The following is an 18,419-nucleotide window of genomic DNA, read 5'->3' as shown; positions in this document are numbered from 1 at the left end:
TCTGCAACACTGCCGTGCTGCAAAGGCGTCGAATTATAGCAGACGACTTCTGAAACATGGAATAGCGCCGAGCGGCTTTCTCATGCGCTCACCGCTCATGCTCATTGAGCAGGTGCCAGCTCGCTCAGACCGTTCATGTACGGGCGCAGCGCCTCGGGAATCACGATGCTGCCATCGGCGCGCTGATAGTTCTCCAGCAGCGCAACCAGGGTGCGCCCGACCGCGAGGCCAGAGCCGTTGAGCGTATGCACCAGCTCCGGCTTGCCCTGCGCATTGCGGAAGCGCGCGCTCATGCGGCGCGCCTGGAAGGCTTCGCAGTTCGAGATCGACGAGATCTCGCGATAGGTGTTCTGCGCTGGCAGCCAGACTTCGATGTCGTAAGTCTTGGCCGCGCCAAAGCCCATGTCGCCGGTGCACAGCGTGATGACGCGATACGGCAGACCCAGCTTCTTCAGGATGTTCTCCGCATGGCCCAGCATTTCATCGAGCGCTTCATACGATTGCTCGGGATGCACGATCTGCACCATCTCGACCTTGTCGAACTGATGCTGGCGGATCATGCCACGGGTGTCGCGACCATAGCTGCCAGCTTCCGAGCGGAAGCATGGCGTATGCGCGGTGAGGCGCATCGGCAGCGCCTCGCGCGGCACGATCTCGTCGCGCACCATGTTCGTCAGCGGCACTTCCGAGGTCGGTATCAGGTACAGCGCTTCGCCCTCGCCTTCCTGGCCGCCCTTCTTCGCGGCGAAGAGGTCGGCTTCGAACTTCGGCAGCTGGCCGGTGCCGCGCAGCGAGTCGGCGTTCACGATGTAAGGCACATAGCATTCGGTGTAACCATGCTCGCCGGTATGGGTGTCGAGCATGAATTGCGCCAAGGCCCGATGCAGCCGCGCGATGCCGCCCTTCATCACCGCAAAACGCGAGCCGGTCAGCTTGGCCGCGGTGTCGAAATCCAGGCCCAGCTTTTCACCGATGTCGACATGGTCACGGACTTCGAAATCGAATGACGGCGGCGTGCCGACGCGGCGCAGTTCGACATTGTCCTTCTCATCGGTTCCGACCGGCACCGAAGGATGCGGCAGATTCGGCACGGCCAGCATGTAGCGCCCCATCTGCGCCTGCACTTCCTCCAGGCGCGCGGCCGATGCCTTCAACTCGTCGCCTATGCCGGCCACTTCCGCCATCACCGCGGAGGCATCCTCACCCTTGCCCTTCAGCATGCCGATCTGCTTGGACAGGCTATTGCGCCTTCCCTGCAATTCCTCGGTCTGCGTCTGGATCCGTTTGCGCTCGGCTTCGAGCGCGTTGAAAGCGTCGACATCGAGGCTGAACTTGCGCGTCGCAAGGCGTTCAGCAACGGCGGCGATGTCTTTGCGTAGGAGTTGGATGTCGATCATGGCGGCTTGCGTTTTTTGAAAACCGCCATTGTAGCAAGCGACTGCTGGCTCGCCGGGGGCGCAACGGCGCGCAAGGCATCAGGACTTGTCGGCGTCCCTGTCGAGCTTGCGCAGGTAGGCCAGCTTGTCGCCGATCTTCGCCTCCAGGCCGCGCGGCGTGGGCTGATACCAGTTCGGCTCGCGCATGCCTTCCGGCAGATAGGTTTCGCCGGCGGCATAGGCATCCGGCTCGTCATGGGCATAGCGGTATTCATGACCGTATCCCAGTTCCTTCATCAGCTTGGTCGGCGCATTGCGCAGATGCACCGGCACTTCGCGGCTCCTGTCGGACTTCACGAAGGCGCGCGCGGCGTTGTAGGCGTTGTAGCCGGCGTTGCTCTTGGCGGCGACCGCGAGATAGATCACCGCCTGGCCCAAGGCCAGTTCGCCTTCGGGCGAGCCAAGTCGTTCATAGGTCGAAGCGGCGTCATTGGCAATCTGTATCGCGCGCGGGTCGGCCAGGCCGATATCTTCCCAGGCCATGCGCACAATGCGGCGCGACAGATAGCGCGGGTCCGCGCCGCCGTCGAGCATGCGACACAACCAGTACAGCGCGGCATCCGGATGCGAGCCGCGCACCGATTTGTGCAGCGCCGAGATCTGGTCGTAGAAATTGTCGCCGCCCTTGTCGAAGCGGCGGGAATTCAGCGTCAGTGCGTTCTCGATGAAGGTGGCATCGATATGCGTGACATGCGCGGCGCCGGCAGCAGTGGCGCATTGCTCAAGAAGATTCAGGAAGCGGCGCGCATCGCCGTCGGCGTAGCCGATCAAGGTGTCGCGGGCCAGATCGTCGAATTCCAGGCCCTGCAGCGCGGTGCGCTGCGCGCGCTCGAACAACTGGCGCAAGTCGTCTTCGGCCAGCGACTGCAACACATAAACTTGGGCGCGCGACAGCAGCGCCGAGTTCACTTCGAAGGACGGGTTCTCGGTGGTTGCGCCGATAAAGGTAACGAGCCCGGATTCGACGAAAGGCAGGAGCGCATCCTGCTGCGCCTTGTTGAAGCGGTGGATTTCATCGACGAACAGGATGGTCGGCCTGCCCTGCGTCAGGTTGCGCTCGGCCTGTTCCATCGCGGCGCGGATGTCCTTCACGCCCGAGAACACCGCGGACAGCGCAATGAATTCGCAATCGAAGGCCTTGGCGGTCAGGCGCGCCAGCGTAGTCTTGCCGACGCCGGGCGGTCCCCACAGGATCATTGAATGCGGCTTGCCGGACTGAAAAGCCAGGCGCAGCGGCTTGCCTTCGCCGAGCAGGTGCGACTGGCCGATCACCTCGTCGAGGCTGCCTGGACGCAGCGCCTCGGCCAGCGGCGCAGCGGGCGCGGTGGAAAACAGGTCGGGCACGGATGGCTCCTTGTAGGCAAATGGACGTAGGGTGGGCGCAACCCACGCGGTCTTGACTCAATCAAGCTGAGTGCGCTTGATCGGAGAGACGCGTGGGCTGCGCCCACCCTACCAGTCATTCTTGATGTGTTACTGCTCCAGCACGTCGGCGCCCTTGGGCGCCGTGAACTTGAAATGCCCGGGCGGCAGCTGCGGATTCTTCTCAAAACGGGTGAAGGTCAGCATGGTGACCTGGCCGAAGCTGTCACGCAATTCCATCGCCCCCGGCAAGCCGTCGCGCATGCCGATGCCGACCTGCTCGAAGCTGGTGTCCTTGGCTTTCGGCGTCACCTGCAGCCATTCCATGCCGTCATGCTCGCCGCCTTCCTTCAGCGTGAAGTTCTTTTCGAGATCATTGCTGCCGAAGAGGATCGCCGCCGGCGACGATCCCAGCGCATTGCCCAGCTTGCGCACGGTGACCTGGTTGAGGTCGCGATCGTAGATGTAGAGCCTTTCGCCATCGGCCTGCAGCACCTGCTCGTAGGGCTTGCGATAGGTCCAGATGAAGCGCCCGGGTCGGGCGAATTCGAAGGTGCCCGACGAGGTAGTGGCCGCCTTGGCCGCGCCATCGTTCTTCGTCACCCGCTGCGTGAAGTCGCCGCGCGCGCTCTTGGTCGCGGCGACGAAGGACTTGAACTGATCCAGTGCCGTGGCCTGCGCCAGCGACGGCAGCGTCAATGCCGCGGCCACGAGCGCCACGATCGACGCAAAGGTTTTCCTGCCTGTATTCATTCGTTTCCTATTCGGTATTGCCGGCCGGGACCAGGATGTCGCGGTTGCCGTTGGATTGCATGCTGGATACGATGCCGCTCTGCTCCATTTGTTCCAGCAGGCGGGCGGCGCGATTGTAACCAATCCTTAAATGCCGCTGCACCAGCGAGATCGAGGCGCGCCGGTTCTTCAGCACCACCTGCACCGCCTGATCGTACAGCGCATCGGCTTCGCCGCCGCCTTCGCCAGCCACGGCAGCGCCTTCGCCACCTTCCTCGGCCACGCCGCCTTCGAGGATGCCGTCGATGTAATTCGGCTCACCCTGCTCCTTCAGGTGCTCGACCACGCGATGCACTTCGTCATCCGACACGAATGCGCCATGCACCCGCACCGGCAGGCCGGTGCCCGGCGGCATGTACAGCATGTCGCCCATACCGAGCAGCGCTTCAGCGCCCATCTGGTCGAGGATGGTGCGCGAGTCGATCTTGCTGCTGACCTGGAAAGCGATGCGGGTCGGGATGTTGGCCTTGATGAGGCCGGTGATCACATCGACCGAAGGACGTTGCGTTGCCAGGATCAGGTGGATGCCGGCCGCGCGCGCCTTCTGCGCGATGCGGGCAATCAGTTCCTCGATCTTCTTGCCGACCACCATCATCAGGTCGGCCAGCTCGTCGATGATGATCACGATCGTGGGCAGCTTTTCCAGCGGCTCGGGTTCGTCCGGCGTCAAGGAGAACGGGTTCGGAATCTTTTGCTCGTTCTTTTCCGCGTCGACGATCTTCTGATTGAAGCCAGCCAGGTTGCGCACACCGAGCTTGGACATCAGCTTGTAGCGCCGCTCCATCTCGTTCACCGCCCAGTTCAGCGCATGGCCGGCCTGCTTCATGTCGGTGACCACGGGAGCCAGCAGATGCGGAATGCCTTCGTAGATCGACAGCTCCAGCATCTTCGGATCGATCAGGATCAGGCGCACCTGCTTCGGGTCGGACTTGTACAGCAGCGACAGGATGGTGGCGTTGATGCCCACCGACTTGCCCGAGCCGGTAGTGCCGGCCACCAGCAGGTGCGGCATCTTGGCCAGGTCTGCCACTACAGGATGGCCGGCGATATCCTTGCCCAGCGCAACAGTCAGGCTGGAGGCGCCTTCGTTGTAGACCTTGGAGCCGAGGATCTCGGTCAGGCGCACGATCTGGCGCTTCGGATTCGGCAGCTCCAGGCCCATGTAATTCTTGCCCGGGATGGTTTCGACCACGCGGATCGAGGTCAGCGACAGCGCACGCGCCAGGTCGCGCGCCAGGTTGACGATCTGGCTGCCCTTCACGCCCGTGGCCGGCTCGATCTCGTAACGGGTGATCACCGGGCCCGGATAGGCGGCCACCACCTTCACTTCGACGCCGAAGTCCGACAGCTTCTTCTCGATCAATCGGCTGGTGAATTCCAGGGTTTCGACGCTGACGGTTTCCTGCGATTCCGGCGCCTCGTCCAGCAGCGACAGCGGCGGGAGGTTGGTGTCGCGCAAATCCGAGAACAGCTTGCCCTGGCGCTCCTTGGCCAGCACTTTCTCGGCCTTGGGCACGGCGACGATCTGCGGCTCGATGCGCACCGGCGGCGCTTCGACGATCTTGGCCCGCTCCTGCACCACCACTTCGTCGCGCTTGACCGCCGCAACCTGGCCGGCCTTGCGGTCCTCGCGCGCGGCATACAGGTCGCGCAGCTTCAGCAGGCCGTCCTCGAGCAGTCCACCTATGCGCTCGGCCAGCGTCAGCCAGGAGACGTGGAAGAACAGCGAGAATCCAAGGCCGAACAGCAGCACCAGCAACAGCGTCGCGCCGGTGAAGCCAAGCGCACTTTGCGCGCTGCCACCGATGATCGAACCGAGCACACCGCCGGGGGCGCGCGGCAGCGGCACCTTCAGGCTGTACATGCGGATGCGCTCGATGCCGACACTGCCGATGAGCAGCATGAGGAACCCGATGGCGCGGGCGATTTTTTCCTGGCGGTAGATCGGTTCGACCTCCTCGACACTGCCCTCGGACAGCCGCCGATAGCCGAGCCAGACCGATTTGAACAGAAGCACGCAGAACCACCATGCGGACAGACCAAAGATGAACAGCAGCAAATCGGACAGGTAAGCGCCGAAGCGGCCGCCCCAGTTGTGCAGGCGCGGCACCACGCTGGCATGCGACCAGCCGGGGTCACCCTTGGCATAGGACAGCAGGATCAGGGCCAGATACAGCGAAGAAACCGCCATCACCAGCCATTTCGCTTCCGACAACAGCTTGACCAATCGGCTCGGCAACTGCGGCGGCGGGCTGGTGTTACGGGTGTAGGTTTGGGAGGTTCGGGTCATAAATCCGGATGTGAGCTGCGCTGCGCGCGTGCGGCGCAGCCGGATGGGCTTGGAACGGGTGGTCTATAATCTTAACCATTTTTCGGATGCAACATTACGGTTTCGCGCCGTTGAATTCCAAACGCCCGGCATGATATACGACCTGCGTTTACCGGGCAGCTTTCGTCGCCGTAGTGCGACATCCGCACCACGATCTGTTTTTTCTCTTTGGACAACACTTCCATGTCGACTCCCAAACACGCTCATGTATTGATCCTCGGTTCCGGCCCCGCCGGCTACAGCGCCGCTGTCTATGCCGCGCGCGCCAACTTGAAGCCGGTGCTCGTCACCGGCATCGAGCAAGGCGGTCAGCTGATGACCACGACCGATGTCGAAAACTGGCCGGGCGACCCTTTGGGCGTGCAGGGACCGGAACTGATGCAGCGCCTGCTGCAGCATGCCGAGCGCTTCGATACTGAAATCGTGTTCGACCACATTCATACGACCAAGCTGTCGGAAAAGCCGATTCGCCTGATTGGCGATGCCGGCGAGTACACCTGCGATGCGCTGATCATCGCCACCGGCGCATCGGCGCAGTATCTCGGGCTGCCGTCAGAAGAAGCCTTCATGGGCCGCGGCGTCTCGGCCTGCGCCACCTGCGACGGCTTTTTCTACAAGAACCAGGAAGTGGCCGTCATCGGCGGCGGCAATACCGCAGTCGAGGAAGCGCTGTACCTGGCAAATATCGCCAGCAAGGTCACCGTCGTGCACCGCCGCGACAAATTCCGCGCTGAGCCCATCCTGATCGACCGCCTGATGGCCAAGGTCGCGGAAGGCAAGGTCGAGATCCGTTGGAATCACACGCTCGATGAAGTCGTCGGTGACGACAGCGGCGTGACCGGCCTGCGCCTGAAGTCGACCACGGATGGCGCGACCAGCGAAGTGAAGGTGCATGGGGTATTCGTGGCAATCGGCCACAAGCCGAATACCGGCATTTTCGAAGGCCAGCTGGAAATGAAAAACGGCTACATCCTGACGCGCTCCGGCACCGAAGGCATGGCCACGGCAACCAGCGTGCCGGGCGTTTTTGCCGCCGGCGATGTGCAAGACCACGTCTACCGCCAGGCCATCACCAGCTCGGGCACCGGCTGCATGGCGGCACTGGATGCGCAGCGCTATCTCGAAAACGCCGGCTGAACGGTTGCGGGAGCGCCTGGCATGGCACCGATCAAGGATTTCGGCGCGCTGAAGTCGTTGCGCGACACGCTCAAGGCCCAGGAAGCCGAGCGTGCCGCTGCCGAGGCACGTCGCCGCGAACAGGAAGCACAAGCCAGGCGCGAAGCCGAGCTGTTCCAGCGCAGCATCGGCGAGGTTGCGCCGCTGCGCACGAAGGAACGGCTGGTGCATGTGCCGGAACAGCCGGAACCGGTGGCCAGGCAGCATCTTGCGGATGAGCAGGCAGCGCTCGAACAATCGCTGTCGGATGAGTTCAGCGTCGAAACGCTGATGGAAACCGACGAGGAACTGAGCTTTGCCCGCAACGGCATTGGCCATGACACGCTGCGCAAGCTGCGCCGCGGTCACTGGGTGATACAGGGCCAGCTTGATCTGCATGGCATGCGCACTGATGAGGCGCGCGAAGCGCTTGCGGCTTATCTGCGCGATGTCGGCAAGCGCGGCCTGCGCTGCGTGCGCATCATTCATGGCAAGGGCTTGGGCTCGGTGAATCGTGAACCGGTTTTGAAGCGCAAGGTGCGCAACTGGCTAGTGCAGAAAGATGAAGTGATCGCCTTTTGCCAGGCTCGCGCGGTGGATGGCGGCGCCGGCGCGCTGGTCGTGCTGCTGAAGGCGCAGAGCTGAAAGCGTGCAACGGAAGCTGCATTGAAAATCGCAGGGCGCAAAGAAAAAGGCCGGGAATTCCCGGCCTTCGTTTTTTCCGCTCTGCGCTTACACCGCGTCCGCGCCAGTTTCGCCGGTACGGATGCGTATTACTTGCTCGACCGCCTGCACGAAAATCTTGCCGTCGCCGATCTTGCCGGTGCGCGCCGCCTTGATCACCGCCTCGACCGCATCCTCGACGACCGCATCGTCCACGACCGCTTCGACCTTGACCTTGGGCAGGAAATCAACCACGTATTCCGCGCCGCGATACAGCTCGGTGTGCCCCTTCTGGCGTCCAAAGCCTTTCACCTCGGTCACCGTCAAGCCGTTGACGCCAACTTCGGCCAGCGCCTCGCGTACCTCATCGAGCTTGAACGGTTTGATAATCGCAGTAATCTGTTTCACGAAACACTCCTTGAATTGAATTCCCTGTATTTTGCATATCCTCTTGGCGGAAAGCGACTGGCGCGGATACATCGCGCTCCCGTTTGCCTTCCGCATTTCGGACGCCTGACGCGAGTATAGCTGTTAAGGAAACAATTTTGCCCGCAGATGGGTCATTGTTCGCTAATCAAATAATCCAGCAAGAACGACCGACGCAATCAGCGCAGAACCCGCAGGCAACGTCTCCTGGCGATTTTGCATAGAATGAGTCGATTCATTCAGCTGCCCGCGCACAAGCCGCACCAGGGCAGCTCCACCTGCAAAGCGCATCATGCCGCTCCACATCATCGAGGTCGAAGCTGAAAACCGAAGCCCGCATCATTTCCTCCTTGTCCGAAGTCGGCCAGGCAGCCTGGGACGAACTGCTTGGGATGCAGGAGGATGCCAATCCGTTTCTGTCCCATGCCTTTCTCCATGCGCTGCATGAATCGCGCAGCGCATCGGCCAAGACCGGCTGGCAACCGCAGTATCCGACGCTGTGGCGCGACGGCCAGCTCGTTGCGGCGCTGCCGCTTTATGTGAAGGATCACTCCTACGGCGAATATGTATTCGACTGGGCCTGGGCCGACGCTTACCGGCGCAACGGCCTGGAGTACTACCCGAAACTGCTGTCGGCAATTCCCTTCACGCCGGTGTCCGGCAGTCGGTTGCTGGCGCGCGATGACGCCGCCCGCAGCGAGCTGCTGGCGACGCTGACCGAGCTGCAGCACGAATCCGGCGTCTCCTCCACCCATGTGCTGTATCCGCCGCAGAAGCAGGCGCGTGAACTCGAGGATGCGGGATTCCTGCTGCGCAGCGGCGTGCAGTTTCACTGGCTCAACGCCGGCTACGGAAGTTTCGAGGAATTCCTGTCCACCCTGGAGCAAAAAAAGCGCAAGAACATCCGGGCCGAGCGGCGCAAGGTCAGGGAAGCCGGGATTACACTGCGCCGCGTGCCGGGAGTCGAAGCCACCGAAGACGATTGGCGCTTCTTCAAACGCTGCTATGACCATACCTATGCCGCGCACTACTCTTCGCCCTATCTGAATCTCGACTTCTTTCTCCGTATAGGCGCGACCATGCCGCAGAACATTCTGCTGGTAATCGCCGAGCGGGATGGCCGGCCGATCGCCTCCTCGCTACTGATCCACAACGAACGCACGCTGTTCGGGCGGTATTGGGGCGCGATCGAACATCATGCCTGTCTGCATTTCGAGACCGCCTATTACCAGCCGCTGGAATTCTGTATCGAACGCGGCATCGGCGCTTTCGAAGGCGGAGCGCAAGGTGAGCATAAGATGGCACGCGGCTTTCTCCCGGTGCGGACCTGGTCTGCGCACTGGCTTGCGCATCCGGCGTTTTACGACGCGGTGGAGCGCTTCCTGGAACAGGAAACCGGCGGGATTGACGACTACCTGGACGAACTCAACGAACGTACGCCCTTCCGCGCTGCGCATCGGCCCTGACCTAAGTGGTTTGCCGCAATACAAGATTGCACAATGTTAACTACGATTAATTTAACGGTAACGGATAGGCGATACAAGGCAGACTAGGCAGCCTCTTTTTCCGCAGATCTGCTCCATGCCTGAATCGCCTGTGATGCGCTATGCCGACTTCTTGTACGGCGTCACTTCGGAAAGACAACTATTTCGGAAGATTCTCAATCTGGCGGAGGCGCTCGGTGTGCAGGCCTGTTCCTACCGTATCCGCATGCCCTTACCGCTATCCCGCCCGCGTTCCGCACTGCACACGACCTACCCCAGCGCCTGGCGGTCGGTCGCGCCCTACCAGCAATTCATTCACGGCGACACCGAGGGCTGGACAGACATCACCGCCGACGCCTTGCGCGGCCTGCTCGAGTTGCCGAAGGGTCGCTTTCAGCCGCGCGGTGGCGGCCCAACACTGCGTGAACATGCATGGGGATGGCGTGATGCGCGCGGCGTCGTGGCCTTGCTGACTCTGGTGACCGCCGAGGACAGGCACGCGGCCGAGGATGCGAGCGGTGAGCTGCACCCGCTAGCACGTACCGCACATGCGGCGATGGCTGAAGTGATGATTGGTCGTCTGATGCCGGAAGCGAATGCGAATATCACGACGCGCGAAAGGCAGGTGCTGGTGTGGACAGCCGAGGGCAAGAGCGTAGCGGAAATCAGCTGCATACTCGGCATCTCGGTCAGCACCGTAAATTTTCACGTACGCAATGTCATTGCCAAACTGCGCGCCAGCAATCGCGCGCATGCCGCAGTCAAGGCCGCAGTGCTCGGCATTATCTAAGGCAGCTACGGTGGGCGAATCAAGGCGTGCATCCGCCATCCGGAAACAAAAAGCGCGCCGAAGCGCGCCTTGTCATTGAGCAGCTACAGGCTCAGGCCTTGCCTTGCGCTTCCAGTTCCTTGTACTTGGCCATGCCGCTCAGGATTTCCTGCTTGGCTTCTTCCGGGCCAACCCAGCCTTCCACCTTCACCCACTTGCCCTTTTCCAGATCCTTGTAGTGTTCGAAGAAATGCTGGATCTGCTGCAGGCGCAGATCGTTCAAGTCTTCCGGCTTTTGCCAATGGGTATAGATCGACAGCACCTTGTCCACCGGCACGGCGAGCAGCTTGGCGTCGCCACCGGCTTCGTCGGTCATCTTCAGCATGCCGATCGGGCGGCAACGCACCACGACGCCGGGGATCAGCGGGAACGGGGTGATTACCAGCACGTCGACCGGGTCGCCGTCGTCGGAAATCGTTTTCGGCACATAGCCGTAGTTGCATGGATAGTGCATCGCGGTGCCCATGAAGCGATCGACGAAAATCGCGCCGGACTCCTTGTCCACTTCGTACTTGATCGGATCGGCATTCATCGGAATTTCGATGATGACGTTGAAATCGTTCGGCACGTCGCGGCCGGCGGGGACGTTATTGAGGCTCATGGTGCATTCCAGTGTGATAGAAAATCGGTGCATTCCGGCCGGCAAGCCGGATGGCGGACTTGATAAGCCGGCCGATTATAGCGATTTTGTTCATAAAGAAAATCGCGGATGATCAAGCCGCTCCCACGTGAGGCGTCGGAACGCCATGCCTGCATCACAACAGCATTGCCAGCGCAGACTGCCGGTAATGCTTCGCCGCCTGTTCGGGATGGTTCAGCGCCTCGTGCAATTGCGCGAGTTTCAGATGCGCTTCGCGCACAACCTGCGGCTGCATCGCGTTGATCAGCGCATCCTCCAGACAGCGTTGTGCCCGCCCCCACAGCTTTTGCTTCAGGCAGAGAGAACCCAGCGTCAATTGCAATTCCGCGTCGCCAGGATGCTGGCGGCTCCATTGCTCGCAGCGCTCGATCTGGTTCAGCAGGGTCGGCGAGCCTTCCGGGGCCGCGGCATGACGATAGACACAGACCAGACGCTCATCCCATTCGATGGCCAGCGCCTTTTCGACGATGGCTGCCGCTTCCTCATACAGTCCGCGCGCATTGAACGCTTCGGCGGCACGAACCGCGACTTTCGGCACGACGCGGTCGGATGGCGGCACCCGCGACCAGGTGCGGCGCAGCGCATCGGCATCGGAGGCGCTGTCCGAAAGCAACGCATCGTAGGCCAGTTCGCGCAGTCGGCGTGACAGCGCCGGGTGTACCGCATCGTTCTTGTCGAGCAGGCGCAGGATGCGCAGCACTTCCGGCCAGTTTTCCGAGCGCTGATTGGCTCGCAGCGCCAGGCGCAGCGCCTGGATGTGGCGTGAACCGGTGGCATTCAATTCCGAGACGATGTCGAGCGCGGCATCCGGCCGGTTCTGGTCGACCAGCAATTCGATGGCCGTCATCAGCCGCGCGATTTTCAGCGTCGGCTCGCCCTGCGCCTTGGTCAGCCAGCCATCACGACGCTCGAACTGGCTCATATGGTGTGCCGCGCGTGCGCCGATCAATGCCGCCAGGCCCGCGTTCTCCGGCAATTCGGCCGCGCGCGCCGCGGCTTTCTCAGCCTGACCGAAACGGCCTTCGAACAAGGTCTTCAAGGCATCGCGCAGTGCGCGGTTACCTTCGCGTTCGCGCCGGCTGCGGCGATATTCCGCCACCCGCATTGGCATCTGCTGCGTGGCGCGGATGGCATTCGCGATGCCATAGCACAGCAGGAACAGCAGCAGCAACAAGACCAGGAAGAGATTCAGCGAGAGGTCTATCCGGTAAGGCGGATAGAACAGCACGACATTGCCAGCGTTGAAGCGTGCGGTGACCGCGAGTCCGATAGCGGCCGCAAACAGAGCGATGAGCCAGAGGAAAATGCGCATTGGTGATCAGGGCTTGGCCTTGTAGCCGCGAACTGCGTTCAGGCTATCGTTGAGCGTGGGCATTTCGATGTTCAGATCGCTGCCCTGCAATTGCTTGAGCAGGGCCAGCGCGGACTGCGTCTGCCGCGCGCGGGTGTCGAAATACCGCCTGATCGTCTCCTGCGCCGCCGCCAGGTCGCTGCGGAAGGCATTCTGGTTGCGCGACAGCAGCGACAGGCGGGCGCTCAACAGCCGCAGCTTCAGGTTTTCGCGGGCATAGTAGGCCTCGCCCGGCGACAGCAGCAGCGCCTGCGGTGTATCGACCCGGCGTATCTGCACCAGCTGGCGCAGCTCGGCCCACATTTCGGCGCTGAAGCCATTCCACTTGTCTTTCACGGTGCCCAGGAAGCTCGGAGCGACGGCTTGCTGCGCTGAGGCTTTCCCTTTCGGCGTAGCGGCAGGCGCCGCCGGCTTTTCATCGGACAGCAGCGGCATCGTATCGATCTGGCCCATCAGCGTGTCCAGACGCAGCGCGATGCCGGTGATATCGACCAGGGGCAACGCCTTGAGTTTTTCGATATCCCGTGCCAGCGCCCGGCGGATGGTGATGAATTGCGGCTTGTCCGAATGCGACAGGCGGGCGTCGGCATTTTGCAGCGCGATCAGCGCTCCCTGCACATTGCCCGCCAATTGCAGCTGCTGGCTGGCCGTGGACAGCACCTGCTCGATTTCCGCCAGCGCCCAGTCATCGCGATTGCGCGACAGTTCCTGGTACATCTGCTCCAGCGCCACTTGCTGGCTCTGGCCTTCCACCTGCTTGTTTTCGAGAACGGAAACCTTGGATTGCAAATCTTTTACATCGTCCTGCACCGACTTGGCGATGTTGCGGCTCTCTGCCGATACGCTTTCGCCACTCTGTATCCGTTGCGCCATGTCGCGCCGCAGATTGCGGATCTCGGTACGGGTGCTCCACCACTGCAGCGCCAGCAGCACTGCGAGAGCGCCGACGAGAAGATAGATCAGGCGCGCACCGCGCTCGCGCAGCCAACCCGGGCCGCCGGGAGGATAGCGGTCCGAATGGACCAATTCGGTGGGATATTGCGATTCGCTCATCCGCGGGATTGTAACGCGGCAAGCAGCGCTTCGTCGCCTGAGGAGGTAGAGCGTACCGAGTGAAAACCGAGGTTTTGCGCGGTTTGCGCGATTCTGGGATGCGGCACGAACAGAGATTTTCGTTGCAATTGCGCCACAATCGCCGCACCGCCGAGCTCCTGTGCCAGCGCCAGCAGATTGTGCAGACCTTCGGAGCTGGTAATCACCCAGGCCGCGTCCAGCGCCGCAAGGCGCAACAATTGCGCGCGCCGTTCGGCATCGAGCGACGGTGCGCGGCGCTCGTAAGCGGCGATCTGATCGACCTCCATGCCCGCCGCCCGCAGCGCGTCGGCCAGCCATTCCCGGCCTGCGGTGCCACGCACGATTAGCGCACGACGCCCGCGCAGCGCCGGCAAATCCAGTTCACGCATCAGTGTTTCCGAATCGCTGCGTTCCGCGTCGCGCGGACTGACGATATGCGCATTCGCATCGGTGATGCCATGCCGGGCCAGTGCCGCGCGGCTGCCCTCGCCCATCACCCCAAGCACCACCTGCGCCGGCCAGCCGGCGCGCAATTGGCAGGCGATGTCGATCGCACTCGGGCTGACGAAAGCCACCAGTGCATAACGCGTCACCTCGTCCAGTGCCGCCTGCAGCGCCGATTGGTCGGCCAGCGGATGAATTTCCAGCAGCGGAAAGATTTCCGCCGCCAGCCCCGCCTGCCTCACCCGCTGCGCGAAAGCTTGCGCCTGCGCCAGCGGACGGGTAATGACGACGGTGTCAGGCATCGGTCCGGCATGCGGCGAGGATCGCTGCCGCATCCTGTGCCTCCAGCGCATGCGCGACTTGGCGGCCGAGCGCCTCGGGCGTATCGGCCGGACCGATGGCTTCGGCGCTGGCAATGCGCTTGCCGTCGGGCGTGGCGACCATCGCCCGCATTCGCAGCGCCTCGCCATCGGGCACTGCATACGCGGCCAGCGGTATCTGGCAGCTGCCGCCGAAAACACGCGACACCATGCGTTCGGCCTCGACCGCGCGCGCGGTGTCCTGATGGTTCAAGGGCGCCAGCAGAGCGCGCAGCTCGGGACGCCCGGCCGGTATCTCGATCGCCATCGCGCCCTGCCCCGGCGCCGGCAGGCTCTGCTCCGCGCTCAGGAAGCGGCGGATGCGCGACTCCATGCCGAGCCGCTTCAGTCCCGCGGCCGCGAGGATGATGGCGGCGTATTCACCGCGGTCGAGTTTGCCAAGGCGGGTGTCGAGGTTGCCGCGCAGCGGCTTGATCACGAGGTGAGGAAAGCGCGAGGCGATCAGCGCCTGGCGCCGCAGGCTGCTGGTGCCCACGATCGCCCCTTCGGGCAGGGCTTCCAGCGAGTCGTAGTCATTCGACACGAAGGCATCGCGCGCATCCTCGCGCTCGAGCACGGCGGCGAGTTCGAATTCGGGCGGCAGTTCCATCGGCACATCCTTGAGCGAATGCACCGCAAGATCGGCGCGGCCTTCCAGCATCGCGATCTCGAGTTCCTTGACGAACAGCCCCTTGCCGCCGACTTTGGAGAGCGTGCGATCGAGGATTTGATCGCCGCGCGTTGTCATTCCGAGAATTTCCACACTGCCCTGCGGATATAATTCCGACAATCGCGCGCGGACACATTCTGCCTGCCACATTGCCAGCCGGCTTTCGCGCGACGCAATGATGAGTTTTCCGGAAAAGCTGGGATCCAAGTTTGTCCCTTTGTCAGCATGAAAAAGAAGGGGCGATTCTAGCACCAGCTTCACAAGCCCCCGCCGCACCCTACGGTGACCTTCCCTTTTGAATGGAGCGCAGATCCGCATCATGGCAGCACAGGCAAAAAAACCCGCGTCCACCGCATCCGCAATCACTGACAAAGACTTACCGCTCAAAGAAGACATCCGTCTGCTCGGCCGCCTGCTCGGCGACGTGCTGCGCAGCCAGGAAGGCGAGTCGGTGTACGAAGTCGTGGAAACCATACGCCAGACCGCGGTGCGCTTTCGCCGCGAAGCCGATTCCGCGGCAGGCTCCGAACTCAATCGCATGCTCAAGAAGCTGACCCGGGAACAGACGATTTCCGTGGTCCGCGCCTTCTCGTATTTCTCGCACCTGGCCAATATCGCCGAAGACCAGCATCACAACCGCCGTCGCCGCGCACACCTTCTGGCCGGCTCCGCGCCGCAGCGCGGCAGCGTGGCGTTCGCGCTGTCCCGGCTTGACGATGCCGGCGTTTCCGGCGACGCGATCCGGCAATTCTTCGATGGCGCACTGGTGTCGCCGGTGCTGACGGCGCATCCGACCGAGGTGCAGCGCAAGAGCATCCTCGACGCCGAGCATGAAATCGCGCGCCTCTTGGCCGAGCGCGATTTGCCGCTGACGCCGCGCGAACGCGCGCGCAATCTCGAGCTGCTGCATGCGCAAGTAGCCTCACTGTGGCAGACCCGCATGCTGCGCTACACCAAGCTGACGGTGGCCGATGAAATCGAGAACGCACTGTCCTACTACCGCATCACCTTCCTGCGCGAATTGCCGGCGCTGTACGACGATGTCGAATGCGAAATCGCCGCGCAATACCCGCACCGCAACCGCAAGAACGCGACGCCGCCCAAGCTGCCGCCCTTCCTGCAAATGGGCAGCTGGATCGGCGGCGACCGCGATGGCAATCCGAATGTGAACGCGACGACGATGCAGCATGCGATGACGCGGCAATCGACCACGATCTTCGATTTCTATCTGCAGGAAGTGCATGCGCTCGGCGCGGAATTGTCCGCCTCGACGCTGCTCGTCGGCGTCAGCCCGGAACTGCAGGCGCTGGCCGATGCCTCGCCCGACACTTCGCCGCACCGCAATGACGAACCCTATCGCCGCGCGCTGATCGGCATGTATGCACGCCTTGCAGCAACGGCACGCGATCTCGGCGCCAGCAATGTGTTGCGCCGCGAAGTCGGCCCGGCGCAGCCCTATCGCAATGCCGCTGAATTCACCACCGATCTGCAAGTGCTGGTCGAGTCGCTGAACAGCCATCATGGCGGCGCGATGGTCAAGCCGCGGCTAGCGTCGCTGCTGCGCGCCTCCGAGATCTTCGGCTTTCATCTGGCCACGCTGGACATGCGCCAAAGCTCGGATGTGCATGAACGGGTGCTGTCCGAACTTTTCGCCCGCGCCCAGGTCGAGCCGCGCTATGCCGAACTCGACGAAGACGCGCGCGTGGCGTTGCTGCTCGATGAATTGTCGCGCCCGCGCCTGCTGTACTCGCCCTACGTCGGCTATTCCGAGGAAACCGAATCCGAGCTCGAGATCCTGCGTACGGCGCGAGCGATCCGCGAACGCTATGGTTCGCGCGCGATTCGCAACTACATCATTTCGCACACCGAGACCGTATCCGATCTGCTTGAAGTGCTGCTGCTGCAGAAGGAAACCGGCCTGCTGCGCACCCGCTGGACCGGGGCAGCAGGAGCCGCGCCCGAGAACGATATGGATCTGATGGTGATCCCGCTGTTCGAAACCATCCCGGATCTGCGACGCGCCGCCGGCATCATGGAAAGCCTGATGGCCATTCCGATGGTGCGTGCGCTGATCACGCGCCAGGGCGAGCTGCAGGAAGTCATGCTCGGCTACTCGGATTCGAACAAGGATGGCGGCTTCCTGACCTCGAACTGGGAACTGTACAAGGCGGAAAACCGCCTGGTCGATGTCTTCCGCCGCGCCGGCGTAACGCTGCGCCTGTTCCACGGCCGCGGCGGCACCGTCGGCCGTGGCGGCGGACCGAGCTATGAAGCGATCCTGGCGCAGCCTGAAGGCACGGTGAATGGCCAGATTCGCCTGACCGAGCAAGGCGAGATCATCGCATCCAAATTCTCGAATCCGGAAATCGGCCGACGCAACCTGGAACTGCTGGTCTCAGCCACGCTGGAAGCCAGCCTCACGCCGCACAATGCCGATGCCGGCCGGGCCGCGCGCCTGGCGGAATACGAGAGCGTGATGGATGAACTCTCCGAGCTGGCCTATCACGCCTACCGCAACCTGGTCTACGAGACGCCCGGCTTTACCGACTACTTCTTCGCTGCCACGCCGATCGCCGAAATCGCGGAACTGAACATCGGCTCGCGCCCGGCCTCGCGCAAGGCGTCGCGCCGCATCGAGGACTTGCGCGCCATTCCCTGGGGATTTTCCTGGGGCCAGTGCCGGCTGCTGCTGCCGGGCTGGTACGGCTTCGGCAGCGCCATCGCCGCCTGGCTCGACAGCGGCAAGCGCGGCCGTTCGACGCGCCTGGCGACGCTGCGCGCGATGGTTCGCGAATGGCCGTTCTTCGCCACGCTGCTATCGAACATGGACATGGTGCTGGCCAAGACCGATCTCGCGCTGGCCTCGCGCTATGCCGAGCTGGTGGCCGACCGCAAGCTGCGCAACGCGATCTTCCGTCGCATCGAGGAAGAGCATCGGCAGTGCGCGGCCTGTTTTGCGCAGATCACCGGCGCGAAGGAAAGGCTCGAAGGCAATCCGCTCCTGGCGCGTTCGATCAAGAACCGCTTCGCCTACCTCGATCCGTTGAATCACCTGCAGGTGGAACTGTTGAAGCGCAACCGCGCCGCCGGCGTCAGTGGTTTGACGCAGGACGGCCGCGTGCATCGCGGCATCCATCTTTCGATCAACGGCATCGCGGCCGGCCTGCGCAATACCGGCTGAGACCGCCTACGACAAGCGCCGCATGCTGATGCCACGATTGGCATGCGGCGCTTGCCTCTCCTGCCTGCCCATGCGCGCCGCGCTCCTTACCGGCGCGGACCTGCGCTAGCTCAAGCGCTTCCATGATGCACGTCAGCAATCCCTGATTCCCATGCACCAGCATGGTGACGGCCCAGCCAGGCGCGCACCGAAATGCCGCGCACCTGGCCTGGCCATTCTGGCGT

Annotated in this window: 17 protein-coding genes; 5 read left to right on the top strand and 12 right to left on the bottom strand. The window is 62.8% G+C overall.

What is annotated here, in order from left to right:
* Window positions 1-101: 101 nt before the first annotated feature.
* The 5 genes from serS to JJB74_RS19955 form a co-directional block, all read right to left on the bottom strand.
* Entirely contained in the window at window positions 102-1,397 is a 1,296-nt protein-coding gene (serS, locus tag JJB74_RS19975; RefSeq protein WP_200594791.1) for a serine--tRNA ligase, read from the bottom strand.
* Between the two features lie 78 nt (window positions 1,398-1,475).
* Entirely contained in the window at window positions 1,476-2,780 is a 1,305-nt protein-coding gene (locus tag JJB74_RS19970) for a replication-associated recombination protein A (protein WP_200594790.1), read from the bottom strand.
* Window positions 2,781-2,909: 129 nt separating this feature from the next.
* Entirely contained in the window at window positions 2,910-3,551 is a 642-nt protein-coding gene (gene lolA, locus JJB74_RS19965; protein ID WP_200594788.1) for an outer membrane lipoprotein chaperone LolA, read from the bottom strand.
* A gap of 7 nt (window positions 3,552-3,558) precedes the next feature.
* Window positions 3,559-5,880, bottom strand: coding sequence for a DNA translocase FtsK (locus tag JJB74_RS19960; protein ID WP_200594786.1), 2,322 nt, complete (start codon window positions 5,878-5,880; stop codon window positions 3,559-3,561).
* A gap of 71 nt (window positions 5,881-5,951) precedes the next feature.
* Entirely contained in the window at window positions 5,952-6,104 is a 153-nt protein-coding gene (locus tag JJB74_RS19955) for a hypothetical protein (RefSeq protein WP_200594784.1), read from the bottom strand.
* On the opposite strand from JJB74_RS19955, the gene trxB reads away from it, so the two are divergent.
* Both trxB and JJB74_RS19945 read left to right on the top strand, forming a co-directional pair.
* Complete coding sequence (gene trxB / locus JJB74_RS19950; RefSeq protein ID WP_200594782.1) at window positions 6,103-7,056, top strand: thioredoxin-disulfide reductase; 954 nt, start codon at window positions 6,103-6,105, stop codon at window positions 7,054-7,056. The two genes, JJB74_RS19955 and trxB, sit on opposite strands and share 2 nt — an antisense overlap.
* A 21-nt stretch (window positions 7,057-7,077) precedes the next feature.
* The gene (locus JJB74_RS19945; RefSeq protein WP_200594780.1) at window positions 7,078-7,719 is read left to right on the top strand and encodes a Smr/MutS family protein; all 642 of its coding nucleotides are present in this window, start codon (window positions 7,078-7,080) and stop codon (window positions 7,717-7,719) included.
* 87 nt (window positions 7,720-7,806) lie between these two features.
* On the opposite strand, the gene JJB74_RS19940 is transcribed toward JJB74_RS19945, so the two are convergent.
* A complete protein-coding gene (locus tag JJB74_RS19940) occupies window positions 7,807-8,145 on the bottom strand; it encodes a P-II family nitrogen regulator (protein WP_200594779.1) in 339 nt (112 codons plus the stop codon).
* Window positions 8,146-8,307: 162 nt separating this feature from the next.
* Entirely contained in the window at window positions 8,308-8,457 is a 150-nt protein-coding gene (locus tag JJB74_RS19935; RefSeq protein WP_200594777.1) for a hypothetical protein, read from the bottom strand.
* Window positions 8,458-8,513: 56 nt separating this feature from the next.
* Between JJB74_RS19935 and JJB74_RS19930 the strand changes: the two genes are divergently transcribed.
* The gene (locus JJB74_RS19930; protein WP_200594775.1) at window positions 8,514-9,629 is read left to right on the top strand and encodes a GNAT family N-acetyltransferase; all 1,116 of its coding nucleotides are present in this window, start codon (window positions 8,514-8,516) and stop codon (window positions 9,627-9,629) included.
* Between the two features lie 115 nt (window positions 9,630-9,744).
* On the top strand, window positions 9,745-10,437 hold the full coding sequence (locus JJB74_RS19925) for a LuxR C-terminal-related transcriptional regulator (protein WP_200594774.1): 693 nt from the start codon (window positions 9,745-9,747) through the stop codon (window positions 10,435-10,437).
* A 91-nt stretch (window positions 10,438-10,528) separates the two neighbouring features.
* Here JJB74_RS19925 and ppa read toward each other — a convergent pair whose 3' ends face one another.
* From ppa to hemC, 5 genes are all read right to left on the bottom strand, one after another.
* The gene (gene ppa / locus JJB74_RS19920) at window positions 10,529-11,077 is read right to left on the bottom strand and encodes an inorganic diphosphatase (protein ID WP_200594772.1); all 549 of its coding nucleotides are present in this window, start codon (window positions 11,075-11,077) and stop codon (window positions 10,529-10,531) included.
* A 154-nt stretch (window positions 11,078-11,231) separates the two neighbouring features.
* Window positions 11,232-12,428, bottom strand: coding sequence for a heme biosynthesis HemY N-terminal domain-containing protein (locus JJB74_RS19915; RefSeq protein ID WP_200594770.1), 1,197 nt, complete (start codon window positions 12,426-12,428; stop codon window positions 11,232-11,234).
* Between the two features lie 6 nt (window positions 12,429-12,434).
* Entirely contained in the window at window positions 12,435-13,520 is a 1,086-nt protein-coding gene (locus tag JJB74_RS19910; RefSeq protein ID WP_200594768.1) for a uroporphyrinogen-III C-methyltransferase, read from the bottom strand.
* Window positions 13,517-14,320, bottom strand: coding sequence for a uroporphyrinogen-III synthase (locus JJB74_RS19905; protein ID WP_234484367.1), 804 nt, complete (start codon window positions 14,318-14,320; stop codon window positions 13,517-13,519). The genes JJB74_RS19910 and JJB74_RS19905 overlap by 4 nt, the downstream gene beginning before the upstream one ends.
* Window positions 14,280-15,335: a hydroxymethylbilane synthase gene (hemC, locus tag JJB74_RS19900; protein ID WP_407672387.1), complete on the bottom strand. Its 1,056-nt coding sequence runs from the start codon at window positions 15,333-15,335 to the stop codon at window positions 14,280-14,282. The genes JJB74_RS19905 and hemC overlap by 41 nt, the downstream gene beginning before the upstream one ends.
* Between hemC and ppc the strand changes: the two genes are divergently transcribed.
* Window positions 15,334-18,195, top strand: a complete 2,862-nt coding sequence (gene ppc / locus JJB74_RS19895) for a phosphoenolpyruvate carboxylase (RefSeq protein WP_200594766.1) — start codon at window positions 15,334-15,336, stop codon at window positions 18,193-18,195. The genes hemC and ppc overlap by 2 nt on opposite strands.
* Window positions 18,196-18,419 lie beyond the last annotated feature (224 nt).

The sequence above is a fragment of the Noviherbaspirillum pedocola genome (assembly GCF_016632335.1).
Classification (GTDB): domain Bacteria; phylum Pseudomonadota; class Gammaproteobacteria; order Burkholderiales; family Burkholderiaceae_D; genus Noviherbaspirillum_A; species Noviherbaspirillum_A pedocola.
Note: the sequence above shows the minus strand (reverse complement) of the source record. Positions and strands in the feature narration are given on the sequence as shown.

Coding starts and splice junctions, on each gene's coding strand:
- serS (WP_200594791.1), bottom strand. CDS start 1,397: ATGATCGACATCCAACTCCTACGCAAAGACATCGCCGCCGTTGCTGAA.
- lolA (WP_200594788.1), bottom strand. CDS start 3,551: ATGAATACAGGCAGGAAAACCTTTGCGTCGATCGTGGCGCTCGTGGCC.
- JJB74_RS19960 (WP_200594786.1), bottom strand. CDS start 5,880: ATGACCCGAACCTCCCAAACCTACACCCGTAACACCAGCCCGCCGCCG.
- trxB (WP_200594782.1), top strand. CDS start 6,103: ATGTCGACTCCCAAACACGCTCATGTATTGATCCTCGGTTCCGGCCCC.
- JJB74_RS19955 (WP_200594784.1), bottom strand. CDS start 6,104: ATGGAAGTGTTGTCCAAAGAGAAAAAACAGATCGTGGTGCGGATGTCG.
- JJB74_RS19945 (WP_200594780.1), top strand. CDS start 7,078: ATGGCACCGATCAAGGATTTCGGCGCGCTGAAGTCGTTGCGCGACACG.
- JJB74_RS19935 (WP_200594777.1), bottom strand. CDS start 8,457: ATGATGCGCTTTGCAGGTGGAGCTGCCCTGGTGCGGCTTGTGCGCGGG.
- JJB74_RS19925 (WP_200594774.1), top strand. CDS start 9,745: ATGCCTGAATCGCCTGTGATGCGCTATGCCGACTTCTTGTACGGCGTC.
- ppa (WP_200594772.1), bottom strand. CDS start 11,077: ATGAGCCTCAATAACGTCCCCGCCGGCCGCGACGTGCCGAACGATTTC.
- JJB74_RS19915 (WP_200594770.1), bottom strand. CDS start 12,428: ATGCGCATTTTCCTCTGGCTCATCGCTCTGTTTGCGGCCGCTATCGGA.
- JJB74_RS19910 (WP_200594768.1), bottom strand. CDS start 13,520: ATGAGCGAATCGCAATATCCCACCGAATTGGTCCATTCGGACCGCTAT.
- JJB74_RS19905 (WP_234484367.1), bottom strand. CDS start 14,320: ATGCGGCAGCGATCCTCGCCGCATGCCGGACCGATGCCTGACACCGTC.
- ppc (WP_200594766.1), top strand. CDS start 15,334: ATGGCAGCACAGGCAAAAAAACCCGCGTCCACCGCATCCGCAATCACT.
- hemC (WP_407672387.1), bottom strand. CDS start 15,335: ATGATGCGGATCTGCGCTCCATTCAAAAGGGAAGGTCACCGTAGGGTG.